Genomic DNA, 13364 nt, shown 5'->3' with positions numbered 1-13364 from the left:
GCGCGCCGGGGCTTTTTTATGTCTGCCGGATAAAGCGTTTCAGTGCAGCGCGTGCATCGGCATAAGAGGATTGTTGTACCATCCATGGGCTAAACGCCCACGGCGTCGCCGCAAGCGCACTGAACATTTCATCCAGCGCTACCCACTGGTAATCCATCACCTCGTCAGGATTCAGCTTTATATCGCTCACCGCCCGCGCGGCATAAACCGGGCAAAACTCATTTTCCACAATGCCGGAAGGGTCGGTTTCACAGTAGCGGAAAGCCGGATAAACCGGTGTTGGATCGGCAATCTCGACACCCAGCTCAAAGCGGCAGCGGCGGGCAATCGCCTGTTCAAAGGTTTCGCCTTCCTGAGGGTGACCGCAGGCCGAATTGGTCCACACGCCGGGCCAGGCTTTTTTACCGAGGGCGCGGCGCGTGACCAGAAGCTGTCCTTGTGCATTGAACAGCCATGAAGAGAAAGCAAGATGCAAAGGCGTTGTCGCCGTGTGCGCCGCGTACTTTTCCAGCGTGCCGGAGGGGCGATCCTGCGCATCCAGTAAAATGACGTGTTCCCTGATCATGGATACTCCTGAAGGAAAAAGGGACCCGAAAGATTCTCCCGGGTCACCACGGAAATCAGGCGACCAGCGTAGCCCAAAAATGCGAGAAAGGCATTACCAAAACCAGCCCTGGCAGCATATTCGCGACAGGGAAAAGTTTAATATTACAGATACGCAGTCCGGTTGCGACCATCAACAGGCCGCCAGCGCAGGAAAAATCGGCCATCATGGCCGGGGTAATCATTGGCAGGATGAATACAGCAAGCATGGCAAGAGCGACCTGAATAATGACTTGTGGAATGGCAATCGTCATGACCGAATAACCCAGCAGAGTAGCAAAAATACCCGCCGTAAACAGATCGAGAATCGTTTTAATATAAAGGATGGACGGATCGCCGCTCATTCCTTCCGTCATTGCGCCAAAAATACCGGTGCCGCTGGCGCAAAACAGAACCAGAATGGCAACGAATTTTTCGGTAAATTCTTCGTGGGTTAAGCCTGGCACCGGCGGAAGGATCTTATTAATAATTCCCCGGGTAGAACCTGCGGCTTTCCCGATGCCTTTTTCCAGGTGCAGAAGCTCGCCGATAATGGCACTGAGCACCATTGCCAGAACCACGGCGGGCATATATTTTACTTTTAATACCAGCGTAATACCAAGACCGACCGAGCAAAGCCCGAACGTCATCGGCAGCGCCGTTTTAACGCGTTCAGGAAGTTTTCCTCCGGCGAACGCGCCCAGCAGCCCGCCGATAATTACCGCCGAGCCATTTACATAAGGACCAATTAACATTTTAAATTTTCCTGTGGAAATACATCCTGAAAATTAACGATCGTAATTAAGTTTGCCTTCTCCCCAGCGTGGGATCGTATTTATCTCGAGATTAAAGAGATCGAGAGCGCGACTGACGCTATGGGTAATAATGGCATCCACCGATGACGGGCGCTGATACAGCGCCGGAACGGGCGGGAAGATGATCCCGCCCATTTCGGTTACCGCCTGCATATTGCGTATATGACCCAGATTCAGCGGCGTTTCCCGCGCCAGCAGCACCAGACGCCGCCGTTCCTTTAGCACCACATCCGCCGCCCGGGTCAGCAAATTATCGGTAAGCGCGTGCGCGATGGCTCCCAGCGATCGCATGGAGCAGGGAGCCACCAGCATTCCCAGCGTTTTAAAAGAGCCGCTGGAAATTGACGCGCCCAGATTGCCAATGGAGTGCACAACGTCAGCCATCGCCATCACCTCATCCAGCCGATAATCTGTTTCCAGTTCACAGGTTTTTTCCGCCCCTTTCGAGACGACCAGATGAACCTCCAGCGGCAGAGGCTGAAGAAGTTCCAGTGCCTTAACGCCATACTGGAAACCGGATGCGCCGCTGATGCCGATGATGATGCGTGGTTTCATGTCGGTCCTCTTATTCGAAATCTGGCAGGAAGCGTTTCACGTCAACGTGCTGGAATTTCGAACGCTCAAAGTTATGTCTCAGGTGGAACGGCACGGTGCAGTCGAAAATCGTTTTACAGGACATCCCTTGTTGCAGGATGGACGGGCTGTATTCCGGCACCTGCGACGGATCCAGCGGATGACAGCGCACGCCGGGGATAAAAACCGTATCCACATCGCCCTGATAGCGCGTTTGCATCGCCCACATCACATCATCGCTGTCGAAAATGTCCACGTCCTCATCGACTAAGATCACGTGTTTCAATTCAGGGAAGGCGGAGAAGGCCAGCAGGGCCGCCTGACGCTGACGACCTTCATCCACGGGAGACGATTTTTTAAATTGCAGCACGGCGAGTAGCTTACCGCCGCCGGCAGAGTGAGCGAAAACATTGAGCAATTTACCCGGCATCGCGCGTTCCACCATATCGAGAATGCTGGCCTCGGTCGGGATCCCCGCCATATTGACGTGCTCCTCGCCTGGGCCGACGGTGGTGCGCCAGACCGGATTTTTACGATGGGTGACGGCTTTCACCTTAATCACCGGGATCGCCTCTTTGGCTTCGCCGGTATAGCCAGGAAACTCCGGCATTGCTCTGCCCGTATTGGTATTTTGATCTTCCCGCACGCGCACATTAGGCAGCAATTCGCCTTCAATCACGATCTCGGCATGCGCAATCGCTTTTTCGTTGATGGTAAGACATTGCACCATCTCTACCGCCTTCCCGCGGAGCGCGCCGGCAATGCTTAACTCATTAAAACCCAGTGGGGTCGTCGGCGGTTCAAAACAGGCGGCGACTTCAATAGCGGGATCGACGCCGATGCTGATGGAAATCGGCAGCGGTTTGCCCGCCGCCTCCGCTTTCATACGGAAAGCATCAATATGACGCCCCGGCGTCAGCCACATCGAAAGCTCGTCGCGGCTCTGTACGCACAGCCGGTGAATGGTAATGTCGGATTCATGCGTATCGGGATCGGAGGCGTAGCACAGCCCCATGGTGATGTAAGGACCGGCATCCTCCTCGGTATTGGTGGGGGCGGGCAGCAGTTTACGCAGGTCGAAATCCGCATCGCTTGCCAGATGCACTACCTGCTGGCATACCGCCGCATCCTGCACCGTCACCGGAGCGATGGCGCGTTGTACCGAGTCCTTCAGTAAGTGGCCCAGCTTCTCCGGCGCACAGTTCAAAAAATGGCTGACGCGTTTACGCGAACCGTTCAGGCCGATGGCAACGCTGATGTTGTCAAATCCTTTGATTTTATTAAACATCATTACCGGGCCGTTTTTGCGGGTAGGGCGCTGACAGGTGCCGCCTGCGCCGACGTAACGGTATACGCCGGAAAGCTCTGCGTTTGGATCGACTTCGGTATCGGTTTCTACATACTCGCCGGGCAGCGTTTTAAGTAACGCAAGCGCGGAACGTAAATCATGAACGTGATTATTATCTGAATTTGACATTGTTGTTCCATCCGTAAAAGAAAAATGGCTGTGGGTACACTATTTTTTTGCGGGGACTAAAACAAATACCGTTTACCGGAGGCTACATAGATCAAAAAAGTTAACTTTGCCGGAATGTTAATTTTTTATTAATTAACTGCGTTTTGTACTCATCCAGAGAGGCCGTTTACTTTTTTCGGGGAAGTGGGATACTGACTCGCAGCAAAGAGAGGAATTATGGATCTTAAAAGGCTGCGTTATTTCTGTCGGGTAGTAGAGCAGGGTTCGGTAAGCCAGGCGGCAAAAGCGCTTAATATGGCTCAGCCACCGCTGAGTAAACGTATTCAGGAACTGGAAGAGGAACTTAACGTTGCGCTGTTTATTCGGCGGGGAAATCGTATTGAGCCAACGGAAGCGGGATACTTTCTCTATCGTAAAGCCTGTGAAATATTACGTCAGGTTGAAGATACCGCGCGTGAAACGGTGGAAATAGCTCACCAGGATAAATTTCGCCTGCGGATAGGCTTAACGCATCTGTATCAATCCTATTTTAAGCCCCTCCTTCTCGAATTATATAAGCGAAATCCTCACGCTGAGATCAATATTTCCGTTACCGATTCCAGCCATCTGGAAACCATGCTGAATGAAGGGACGGTCGACATTGCACTCATTCAGCGGCCTTATCGCAGCGAAGGTTACGATTTTGTCTCATTCGATCCCGTCAGGCTGGTGGCGGTGATCAGCAAGCAGTGTCTGGCGGAAAAACCGCAGGAACCCTTCGACTATCATGCGCTGGCGTCGTTTCCGCTGGTATTGCTACATCGTGCAAAAGACTCCGGGACTTACGAGATACTGCTCGATCTGTTTCGTAAAGGCGGCGTCACCCCCGATGTCATTATGCATATCACCCAGCCGGGGGTGATCCTCGACTGGCTGGAATCCGGGCTGGCCGCCGCGACGTTGCTACCGTCATCAGAAGTCGATGCTGATAAACTATCGCGCTGCCACGTTGTCGATCTCTTCCCCTCGCCGCAAATTTTCTATCCGGCGCTGGTGAAAATACCGGGGATGCCATGGCTGCCGCAAATAATGGAAATCATCACGCGCGGCTATCCTTTTCAGCCGATTAAGACGGTTTAACGTCGCTAACCATTGGCATCTTTTCACAGGCTGCTATCATAAGCACCCTGACTCACACCGTATTGAGGATCTGTTTTGCGCGCAGGAAGCCTGATGACTCGTTCTTTTCGCCCAATGTGCTGCCTCGCGGTGGCGCTGTTTCTGGCTGGCTGCTCGGGGAGTTCTGACTCCGACGGCAACATTTATACCGTTAAGCGCGGCGATACGCTTTCCCGCATCTCACGTCTGACCGGCACCAGCGTGCAGGAACTGGCGCGGATGAACAATATTTCTCCGCCTTACACCATTGAAATTGGGCAGCGCCTGAAGGTGAACGGTACCGCGACTGCCGGGAAAAAGTCTTCCAGAAGTACGAAGACCGCCTCCCGTCCCACGCTGCCGCCTGTCTCCTGGCCGCCGGTGGGCGACCGCTGCTGGCGCTGGCCGACCAGCGGGAAAGTGATTTTGCCTTACTCATCAGCGGATGGCGGCAACAAGGGTATCGATATTACCGCGCCGCGTGGTCAACCGATTTATGCGGCGGGTTCGGGTAAGGTGGTGTACGTCGGCAATCAGCTCCGCGGTTATGGCAATCTGATTATGATTAAGCACGGTGAGAACTACATCACCGCCTATGCGCATAATGACACGCTGATGGTGAATAACGGGCAGAGCGTGAAAATCGGCCAGCAGATTGCCACGATGGGCAGTACGGATACGGATTCCGTGCGGCTGCATTTCCAGATCCGTTACAAGGCCACGGCCATCGATCCGCTGCGTTATCTGCCGCCGCAGGGCAGTAAACCGAAATGCTGACGGTGAATTAATCGCCAGTCAGACAAGCGGTCCCTTGCTAACATGAGCGTAAGGTTTATAATACCTTACGCACCTCAAAGCGGGCGTAGTTCAATGGTAGAACGAGAGCTTCCCAAGCTCTATACGAGGGTTCGATTCCCTTCGCCCGCTCCATTTTTCCCAATCCCTCTTAGCCTCAGAACGTCCCTCCCTGGACCTTCCTCTACTTTGCCAATAAACCGTTTCTACCTTTTCATCGCCTCAACCAGTCTTTGCCGGTCGGATTTGCTTAAATTCCCCGCCAGATTATCCAGATCCTGCTGACTTAGCTGCTGTGGCAAATAGGGCAGCAAAAAGATCGCTGCTGATAACCGGCTGTCGCCCGTCCCGTCAAGCATATTAACGGCGTCATCGACGCTGATTTTAGCGGGCAAGACGCTGCCCAGTGCTTCTATCGTGCGACGACGGGTGCTGTTCTTGGTCGGGCCTAAAAGCGTCAAAATCGAGGCGCTATCCTGATCTTTGGCAAGGCGCGGAACCAGCAAATAAACGCCGTTGTACCACGAATCATTCATGCCTTTTAACATGGCTTCCGTATCGCTTCCTTTCAGGCCAGCAGCTAAATACGGTGCCACCGCTTCCAGACCGCGTGAACGGGAGCTGTTTTGTGTACGGCCCAGCAACTGCGCGCCTTCAGCCGCCGTCAGATTTTCCGGCAGCCTTGGCGAAAGCGTATAAAGCGTGGAGGTCCAGCTATCATTAGTATTTTCGAGCAGTTTCAGCGTACCGGAAAGCGTCAGCGTATTCGCGAGCGCGGGCTGCATCGCTTCAATGGTATTGTTGCGCTGGCTGTTATTGATGGACGTCAGCAGCATACCGAAACTGTCTTCCGGGAGCGGTTGCGGCAGCAAATTCACCAGCGTGCGAATGGCTCCACTGCGGCTGTCGTTCATTGGCCTGAGGATTTTTTCGACAACGGCCAGGTTAAATGGCGCAACGCCTTTCGGGGCCAGACTCTCAAGCATTCTTGCACGGCTGGAGGATGACGAGGTTCCCAGCAGTGCCAGAACCTCTTCATCTTTAAGATTGTCGGGTAACGCCGGATTTAGCGTATTGACCGTAGAGGCCCAGCTATCGCCAGTTAAATTCAATAACTTCAACGCGTCAGCAACAGCTATGGGTTGCTCGGTAAAGGGCAGTAGTTTCTCGATCAGGTTGCTACGCTGGCTATTGCTGGTGCCGCTCAGCAGCGACAGCATTTGTCCGGCGCTAAGCTTCTGACTTTCCATTAGCGGACTTTTTTGTAATGCCTCAACGCGGTCACTTGCTCGCAATTGTTTCGTACTGGCTACCAGCGCGCCGATGTCGCCCGGGGCGGCATCTTCTTCAGGTGCGGCGGAGACAGTAGGCGTGGGCGGCGGAGTCACCGCGTTTACTTCGCTGCGCTGCGGTTGTTCGGCAACAGCTGGCGCTGGTTTCGCGGCAGGAGGCGCAGTTTGCGGGGCCGTGGCTGACTGAACGGTCTGCGTCTGAGGCGCATCATCCTGCGAGGTCAGGGTGACAACGCCCGCAATCGCTAACAGCGCCACAGCACCGACGCCCATATAGATTTTGTTACTGGATTTCGGCTTCTGTGGGGGAGCCTTCTCAGCAGGTTGTTTTGGCGGGTCGTTAACGTCCCTGGATTGGGCACTTTTTGTCGGTGCCGGTTTATCGACTACCACCGCAGGTTTCGCACTGGACACATTCAGCTCGCTGGCGGCAATCTGGCGGAGAAGCGACTCCGTCAGTCGGGTCATGGTCCCTTCATAGTTAGCAAACAAATCAAGGAACTGGGCATTAGTCAGGCTATATTCCAGCGCATTACGTGGAACAACGTCCTCAATTCGCACCGGTATCATCGGTTTGCTTTTGCCGCTGGCAATCGCCATTTCACGCGGAATTTCTTTGGAGTTATTGGCGTGATCGCTAAATAACAGCACCATCGCTGGCGCGGCTTCAAGGGCATCGACGATAGATTTCTGATAATCCGCACCTGGTTCAATGTCACGAGAGCTGATCCAGCAGGGAACGCCCCGTTTTTCCAGGTCGGCAATCAGTCGGTATGCCCAGTCCCGGTCGCGGGAAGAGTGGCTAATAAAAATAGGTGATGACATGTCTATCTCTTTCCTGAAATCAAAATAAAGTCATAACGGCAATTTGCTGGAGCTGGTGAAGATGTACCACTTATCCCTGTCGTCCAACACTATCTCAAGGAACTGCTTAACCTCTTTGCGCAGCGCGGCCTCATCGGCCAGTAAACGCTGCTCGTTAACAACCAGCCCTTGCGCGAAGTTATCCAGTAATAGTTTTGTCTGGTGGCACTGCTGCGCTAATTTTTCATATTCAGCCGTTGAGGCAATGCCGTGACAGCATGAGCCTAACGCGGGAAGAATGGCGGAAAGCGCAGAGAGCGCAGCAGAGTGGACAAAAAAGTGCGCCAGACAACAGACCAGCGTCAGAATAAAACTCCATTTGGCAATGGCGTGCAGACGGTGCTGGATAAAATGATATTCGCTTGTTTTCTGCGCATTATAAGCTTGTTGCCCGGCCAGCAGTATCTGTAAACGGTGCATCATGGCTTCGGCAGAAGGAATGGAGGTTGCCAGCACGGCCTCAGGAATTTGATACTTACGGATCACATTATCTGGCTTAAGCCAGGCGATCGCGTCCTGATAACGTAATATTTCACTTAGGGTGCGATGCCGCTGCCAGTTGCCCCGCCAGTTCTGAAACAGGACACGACCAGACCCGTTATCTTTATTCGACATGCCGGAGACATAAATGGCGACGATTAACGCAATCGCGATCAACTCCAGTAATACGAATATAAAGCCATAATGATGGAGCGTTTCCTCCCCGAGCATTCCAGAAATAGGAATGACGGCGAATACCACAGCAAGGAATCCAAGGGTATAACTCAGCAGAACGCCGCCACGGAATAAGCAGCTGTAATGATGCGATTGCTCTTCATGCCAGTTCAAATCGTGCCATTCATCTGTATAAAGAGTCGAGGGAGTTTCTTCGCTATGATTTGTCTGTGGGTGGCTGTGTTTCTTTAAATAAGCGTTATGCCAAATTGAAATCTGTTTAAGCGTAAAATGTAAAGGGTTCATTTATCCTGTACCACGTCCAAAGGTATTAATTTGCGTTTAGTCGCTGTTTTTCTTTTGCCTAAAGCCTGAAAATAACGATATTGCTTTTCATTAACTGAGGCTTTCAACACAGTGAAATCCTGAAAAAGCTGGGTAATCTGCGCGGTGCCGCCCATCCCCTGTGCCGGGTTGCCGTTCCAGGCGGAAAAAAGCACATCGGACTGATTGGCGATATACACACCCACGCTAAGGTATTGAAAATCACGGCCAGCAGCATCAGGTTGCACTTCGCTCTCCGTGAGCCAGGGGCAGCGCGGTAGAGTAAAAACCGTTTGTGCCTTTTCCAGCAGCATATGAAATTCCCCGAGGGAATCTGGAAAGTCACGTTCGTAATTTTTTTGCTCAAGGGGAAGCGGCACGCTATAAGGAATACCTAGCTGTATTAACGCCCGGGCAAAAATACGGTCTGCGCCTTCCGCCAGCGGTGTTAAACCGCCTATCGGCTTACCGCTGGTAAGTAATATCTCGCCCTGGCGTAATATTGTTTGAAACAGATTATCAGGATGCGGTATACGCCGATGACCGGTAATTCCCCAGACTGATTTTCCCTCGACAGACATACGCTGCCCCTTGTCTTAATTAGGCTATTCCCCTGACAGATTACAGGATGCTATTGACATTACAACTGCCAAAGTCAATAGTTTTTATCTGTATTCTGGGGTGTTACGTATCGTTAAGCAGGCTGATGCCTGATAGTAATATTGAGTCAGCGATAGCTTTGCAGGAACAGCATCGTATCCCGATTATTGAAAAATTTACTTTATATCCCCGGGGGATTCCCGGCGCAGTCCATTTTTTTCCGTGATATCGACCTGAACCTTATTGAGCTGATGGCGGCCGATCGCTAACCAAATGTTGTACCTCACTACAGAGATTCACCCACTCGACTTTCCTGTTACGCGCCGGGCCAGTTCATTGAACGCGGCAAGAACCTCTGCCGGATTTTCAATCCACGGAAAATGGCCCGCCCCGGGGATCGTACGCCAGAACACATTCGGGGTTTGAAAGTGAGCCTGTGACCAGCCTGTCTGAGTGACGATGCGATCCTCGCTTCCCGCCAGCACGAGAACGGGCAGAGTATGCGGCCACCATGTTGCACGGTAGACGGTGTCAAAGTTGGCCGCTGACCATGCAATCGCCGCCCCGTTATACGGCATTCTCGCCAGTAGTTCCCGGCCAGCCTCCACGCCATCCGCCGTGAAGTTCCACTCAGCCGACGCTACCGCAATGGCGGCAATATTCTCATCCTGCGGGGCGGCCTCATAGTACGCCGTTGTCCGGTCCACTTCTGACAATGGGTGCTGCGTGGACATCGTGATAAATGCCTGATGCCAGGACGCGTCAGGCGCGCTATCCAGCAGGGCGATACCGATAATTTCTTTCTCCAGCGCGGGCACGGATAATAAATACATTCCCCCCGTAGAGTGCCCCGTCATGACGACATTTGGCAGCGCCTTCGCCGCTTCGATGAGGACATCGGGCCAGCCGGCATAAGGGTCTTCTGCCATTCCCGGCGGCTGGCGATTATTGCCGTCGCCGGGAAGATCGACCAGCCATGATGTGCCGGGCACGTCCAGTAAATGCACCAGTTCCATAAGGCTTTCAGAGCCGATACCGGGTCCGCCCGGCAGGAAAAGCCAGTTAATGTCTCCCGGACGGCTGGCGTACTGCCGCAGTCGCACGCCTGATGGCGTGTAAATCGTCTTCATGATGCTCGTTCCTTACTCCTGGCGGGACGGCAACGCGCTAAAAAGCTGTCTGCCAATATCGGCAATTGCTGCATCCGCCGCCTTCATCGACGCACTGGTTTGCGTAATATAAATCGCTACGTAAAACGGCGGTTTCTGCGGCGGATAAACGGCGGCAATAATCGCGCGTGAGCCGTGACCACCGGCCCCGGTTTTATCGGCGATGGCCCAGCCTGCTGGCAGCGCGGCGCGTAACAGTGCGTCTGCGACTTTATCGTCCCGCATCCAGTTATCCAGCGTGGTTCGGTCAGCCTGAGCCAGAACGTCTGAGGTTAAAAGTTTCTGCAATGCCAGCGCCATACTTTGGGGGGTTGAGGTATCCCGCGCATCGCCGGGCGTCGCTTCATTCAGCGTGGGTTCGGTGCGATCCAGACGGGTAACGTTATCGCCGATGCTGCGCATAAATTGCGTGACCGCCGCCGGACCGCCGAGATACCTGAGCAGGCGATTGGCGGCGGTGTTATCGCTATAGCTCACCGCCGCTGAACATAAGGTTCGCAGGGAAAGGGTGGAAGGCGGCAGATAATTTTTGGTGATCGGGGAATACGCCAGCAGTTCATCGGGTTGCAGGGAAACCTTCTCCTCCAGCGAGCCGCCGCTGTTGCGCAGCTTATCAAGCAGAGCGGCGCATGCCAGCACCTTAAAGGTGCTGGTCAGCGGAAAACGCTCATCCTGACGCCAGGTAAAAACGGGTGTACCCTTGGCATCCACTACGGCCATTCCGATTCGGGCGTTCAGGCGCGTCTCCTGTTGTTTGATAACATCGCTCATACTGGCTGCCCGCGCGCAGGGAACCAGGGCAAACAGGATGAGCGCTACGGCACCAACGATACGTTTCATTTTTTAATGTCCTGTGGAGAACGGTCAGCAGCAAGCCAGGGCGTCGAGGCGCTCCAGAAAATAATATCTGCCCCGAGGTAGTCCGTCGCAAAGCGGGTAAATTCTTCACGAGTAAATGGCCTGCCGGTCTTCGGGTTTTTATACGTCAATGTCGGCTCCTGCACCGCCATGGCGACTAAAGGCAGTTTGTCTTTATAGCGATGAAAAAAAGGATAGGCGTTTTTCATCTGTGCCTGACGGCCGGGAATAACATCCGGTCCGCCAAGCCCGATGCCATGCTCGTGCGCATATTCAAACAGACGCGCCATATAACGGTGGTCGTTATTCCATTCACAGGGCCAAAAATTAACATACTGCACCACGATACTTTTTTTGAAAGCATCGCGGGCTGCGGCCAGGTTTTCCATTTCCGCCTGAAAATAAGCGTCGCAGCTGTAGCCGGAAGGAAGCGGCTTTTCGGCGATATCAATGGCCGTTTCTGGCAGATTAATGCCATAAACTTCGCCATCGAATTCCTTTGCCAGGGCACTCAACAGCGCCTGGTAGCGCTGGCGCACCGCCGTATTCCACTGCGTTGCCACCCAGCCGCTGCTTTTTGCCTGACCTTCGCCGGGATTATCAACCTGAGCGGCAAGACCGCCGCCGTAAAGAGGATCGTGCAGCAAATATGCCGGCACATTTCTCGCTTCAGGGGTAAAAAAACGGTCCTGAATCTGGATAAACAACTTCTTATTCAGCCGTTGCGCCAGCGTCAAATCCCGGCGGATAGCCGAGAAATCATAGCGATCTTTCGCTGACTCCAGGCTTTTCCAGTCATAGACCAGTTGTACACCGGCAATATCCGGACGAGACAACAACGCCTGCTGTGAGGGCAGGGCGTCTGCCGTGGTATATAAAAAATTCGCTGGAGCCGCCTGGGCTGCGCTGAAAAACAGCATCATAAGTGGCGTTAAGAGATTTAACCTCATCGTTAATCGTCGCTGCGATATAAGGAGCCTTGACCACGCCGCGCCCGCGCCCACAGTTCGTCGTCATCCAGTGAGGTCTGAATAAGCTCAATAGGGACTCCGGCATCATTAATCATGGCGACAAGGTAATCATCAATCGGCTCATAGGGTCCGAGAATAACCTCTTCGCCTTCAATGGCCCGCGCCAGATCGTTGACCTTAAATGCCACATGCGGCACGGTTTTTATCAGCGGATGCAGAGGGGAATCATCGGTAAAACGGTGCCACTGCACGCGAAAGTTACCCGGATTATCGGTGGTATACATCCCGGCTTTTTCACTGTGTACACCGGTAGTATCACCGTCCTGAACGGGAATACCGAAATGGTGGAACTGATACTGAATGTCTTTTTTCATTGTTGTTACCTTCAGGGTTTTGAAGCTGATGCCGCACGCAGCGCCGCGTTGAATTTTTTCTCTGCGTCATCCACGACGCGCGGCAATAAGCGCGGATCGACAAAAACCTGCTTATCCCCTTTTTGCACCCGTTCCTCACGCTGCATGACCTGAGTGACTTCCGGATGATTTGGCAACACGATGTCCGCGTTCAGAGCGCGCAGGCGGGCGAAACTACGCTGATAATCGGCAACAATTCCCGGATAGCTACGGTTGCCGATTAAGGTATTGCCCGCCACGCTGATACTACAGGGAAAAACCACGTTGACAGGTTTTCCATCGAGCGTTGAGCGCATGGTCCAGGTGGTGCAGCCCTTTGAATGACCCGGCGTCAGGATGGCTTTCAGGCTGACGTTCCCCAGACGGATAACCTCACCATCATGAAGCGTGTGATCGACGTTCACCGGCGGGAAAAAGGCATTACCGTAGAGGTTATCCCCTTCATGCTGACCTTTTTCCAGCGCGGGCACGTCGGCATCCATCGCATAAAAGGTTGCGCCGGTATCGCGCTTAAGCGCCGCCAGTCCCGCCGCATGGTCGAAGTGCGCGTGGCTGTTGATTAACACGTTAACGTCCTGCAAGGAAAAGCCGAGCGAGCGGATATTCTTCTCAATAAGCGGGATATTCTGCGCCAGCCCCGGATCGAGCACAATGGCCTGCTGGCCTGACACAATCAGCCAGGTCGTTAAACCGTGCGTGCCAATATAAAAGATATTGTCGGTGACCGGAAAGGGGGCCACAGTCTCCGTCCAGTCCGCAGGCTGTGGCGGCGGGGCGACTGCCCATCCCGCAGAACTGCTCAACAATGCAGACATGAATAACGTTTTTTTCAGCATATAA

The 13364-nt window shown here is 53.4% G+C and carries 14 protein-coding genes and 1 tRNA gene; 3 read left to right on the top strand and 12 right to left on the bottom strand.

Translation table 11 applies throughout. From position 1 onward, the window contains the following. Positions 1–16: 16 nt before the first annotated feature. The 4 genes from idi to ACMGGS_RS01635 are packed head-to-tail and all read right to left on the bottom strand — an operon-like array spanning position 17 to position 3447. The gene (gene idi, locus ACMGGS_RS01650) at positions 17–565 is read right to left on the bottom strand and encodes an isopentenyl-diphosphate Delta-isomerase (RefSeq protein ID WP_414164781.1); all 549 of its coding nucleotides are present in this window, start codon (positions 563–565) and stop codon (positions 17–19) included. A 55-nt stretch (positions 566–620) separates the two neighbouring features. After that, positions 621–1337 (bottom strand): DUF554 domain-containing protein, encoded by a 717-nt coding sequence (locus tag ACMGGS_RS01645; protein ID WP_414164780.1) that lies wholly within the window; start codon positions 1335–1337, stop codon positions 621–623. Positions 1338–1370: 33 nt separating this feature from the next. Next, positions 1371–1952, bottom strand: coding sequence for a UbiX family flavin prenyltransferase (locus ACMGGS_RS01640; RefSeq protein ID WP_414164779.1), 582 nt, complete (start codon positions 1950–1952; stop codon positions 1371–1373). 10 nt (positions 1953–1962) lie between these two features. Beyond that, the gene (locus ACMGGS_RS01635) at positions 1963–3447 is read right to left on the bottom strand and encodes a UbiD family decarboxylase (RefSeq protein ID WP_414164778.1); all 1485 of its coding nucleotides are present in this window, start codon (positions 3445–3447) and stop codon (positions 1963–1965) included. A 216-nt stretch (positions 3448–3663) separates the two neighbouring features. On the opposite strand from ACMGGS_RS01635, the gene ACMGGS_RS01630 reads away from it, so the two are divergent. From ACMGGS_RS01630 to ACMGGS_RS01620, 3 genes are all read left to right on the top strand, one after another. Beyond that, a complete protein-coding gene (locus tag ACMGGS_RS01630; RefSeq protein WP_414164777.1) occupies positions 3664–4566 on the top strand; it encodes a LysR family transcriptional regulator in 903 nt (300 codons plus the stop codon). Between the two features lie 93 nt (positions 4567–4659). Further along, positions 4660–5361, top strand: a complete 702-nt coding sequence (gene actS / locus ACMGGS_RS01625) for an amidase activator ActS (protein WP_414164776.1) — start codon at positions 4660–4662, stop codon at positions 5359–5361. Positions 5362–5440: 79 nt separating this feature from the next. Further along, positions 5441–5514: transfer RNA gene (locus tag ACMGGS_RS01620), tRNA-Gly, on the top strand. 71 nt (positions 5515–5585) lie between these two features. Here the strand turns inward: ACMGGS_RS01620 and ACMGGS_RS01615 are convergent. The 8 genes from ACMGGS_RS01615 to bla (ACMGGS_RS01580) all read right to left on the bottom strand — a co-directional run bounded on the left by ACMGGS_RS01615 (position 5586) and on the right by bla (ACMGGS_RS01580) (position 13360). Next, positions 5586–7496: a TIR domain-containing protein gene (locus ACMGGS_RS01615; RefSeq protein ID WP_414164775.1), complete on the bottom strand. Its 1911-nt coding sequence runs from the start codon at positions 7494–7496 to the stop codon at positions 5586–5588. A gap of 30 nt (positions 7497–7526) precedes the next feature. Further along, positions 7527–8363 carry a hypothetical protein gene (locus ACMGGS_RS01610; RefSeq protein ID WP_414164774.1) on the bottom strand — a complete coding sequence of 279 codons (837 nt, stop codon included), beginning with the start codon at positions 8361–8363 and terminating at the stop codon, positions 7527–7529. A gap of 128 nt (positions 8364–8491) precedes the next feature. Next, entirely contained in the window at positions 8492–8827 is a 336-nt protein-coding gene (locus ACMGGS_RS01605; RefSeq protein WP_414164773.1) for a hypothetical protein, read from the bottom strand. A gap of 582 nt (positions 8828–9409) precedes the next feature. Then, the gene (locus ACMGGS_RS01600) at positions 9410–10243 is read right to left on the bottom strand and encodes an alpha/beta fold hydrolase (RefSeq protein WP_414164772.1); all 834 of its coding nucleotides are present in this window, start codon (positions 10241–10243) and stop codon (positions 9410–9412) included. Positions 10244–10255: 12 nt separating this feature from the next. Then, positions 10256–11122, bottom strand: coding sequence for a class A beta-lactamase (gene bla / locus ACMGGS_RS01595; protein ID WP_414164771.1), 867 nt, complete (start codon positions 11120–11122; stop codon positions 10256–10258). Next, positions 11119–12090, bottom strand: a complete 972-nt coding sequence (locus tag ACMGGS_RS01590; protein WP_414164770.1) for a hypothetical protein — start codon at positions 12088–12090, stop codon at positions 11119–11121. Before ACMGGS_RS01590 ends, bla (ACMGGS_RS01595) begins: the two co-directional genes overlap by 4 nt. Before the next feature lie 2 nt (positions 12091–12092). Further along, complete coding sequence (locus ACMGGS_RS01585) at positions 12093–12485, bottom strand: hypothetical protein (RefSeq protein ID WP_414164769.1); 393 nt, start codon at positions 12483–12485, stop codon at positions 12093–12095. Between the two features lie 11 nt (positions 12486–12496). Next, positions 12497–13360 (bottom strand): subclass B3 metallo-beta-lactamase, encoded by an 864-nt coding sequence (gene bla, locus ACMGGS_RS01580; protein ID WP_414164768.1) that lies wholly within the window; start codon positions 13358–13360, stop codon positions 12497–12499. Positions 13361–13364 lie beyond the last annotated feature (4 nt).

The organism is Superficieibacter sp. BNK-5 (genome assembly GCF_047456055.1).
In the GTDB taxonomy this organism is placed as follows: domain Bacteria; phylum Pseudomonadota; class Gammaproteobacteria; order Enterobacterales; family Enterobacteriaceae; genus Superficieibacter.
This window is presented reverse-complemented; position numbering and strand designations above follow the sequence as displayed.

Excerpts from the sequence above, each read along its gene's own strand:
- idi (WP_414164781.1), bottom strand. The coding sequence starts at position 565 with ATGATCAGGGAACACGTCATTTTACTGGATGCGCAGGATCGCCCCTCC.
- ACMGGS_RS01615 (WP_414164775.1), bottom strand. The coding sequence starts at position 7,496 with ATGTCATCACCTATTTTTATTAGCCACTCTTCCCGCGACCGGGACTGG.
- ACMGGS_RS01590 (WP_414164770.1), bottom strand. The coding sequence starts at position 12,090 with ATGAGGTTAAATCTCTTAACGCCACTTATGATGCTGTTTTTCAGCGCA.
- ACMGGS_RS01635 (WP_414164778.1), bottom strand. The coding sequence starts at position 3,447 with ATGTCAAATTCAGATAATAATCACGTTCATGATTTACGTTCCGCGCTT.
- ACMGGS_RS01645 (WP_414164780.1), bottom strand. The coding sequence starts at position 1,337 with ATGTTAATTGGTCCTTATGTAAATGGCTCGGCGGTAATTATCGGCGGG.
- ACMGGS_RS01585 (WP_414164769.1), bottom strand. The coding sequence starts at position 12,485 with ATGAAAAAAGACATTCAGTATCAGTTCCACCATTTCGGTATTCCCGTT.
- bla (WP_414164768.1), bottom strand. The coding sequence starts at position 13,360 with ATGCTGAAAAAAACGTTATTCATGTCTGCATTGTTGAGCAGTTCTGCG.
- ACMGGS_RS01600 (WP_414164772.1), bottom strand. The coding sequence starts at position 10,243 with ATGAAGACGATTTACACGCCATCAGGCGTGCGACTGCGGCAGTACGCC.
- ACMGGS_RS01605 (WP_414164773.1), bottom strand. The coding sequence starts at position 8,827 with ATGCTGCTGGAAAAGGCACAAACGGTTTTTACTCTACCGCGCTGCCCC.
- ACMGGS_RS01630 (WP_414164777.1), top strand. The coding sequence starts at position 3,664 with ATGGATCTTAAAAGGCTGCGTTATTTCTGTCGGGTAGTAGAGCAGGGT.
- bla (WP_414164771.1), bottom strand. The coding sequence starts at position 11,122 with ATGAAACGTATCGTTGGTGCCGTAGCGCTCATCCTGTTTGCCCTGGTT.
- ACMGGS_RS01640 (WP_414164779.1), bottom strand. The coding sequence starts at position 1,952 with ATGAAACCACGCATCATCATCGGCATCAGCGGCGCATCCGGTTTCCAG.
- actS (WP_414164776.1), top strand. The coding sequence starts at position 4,660 with ATGACTCGTTCTTTTCGCCCAATGTGCTGCCTCGCGGTGGCGCTGTTT.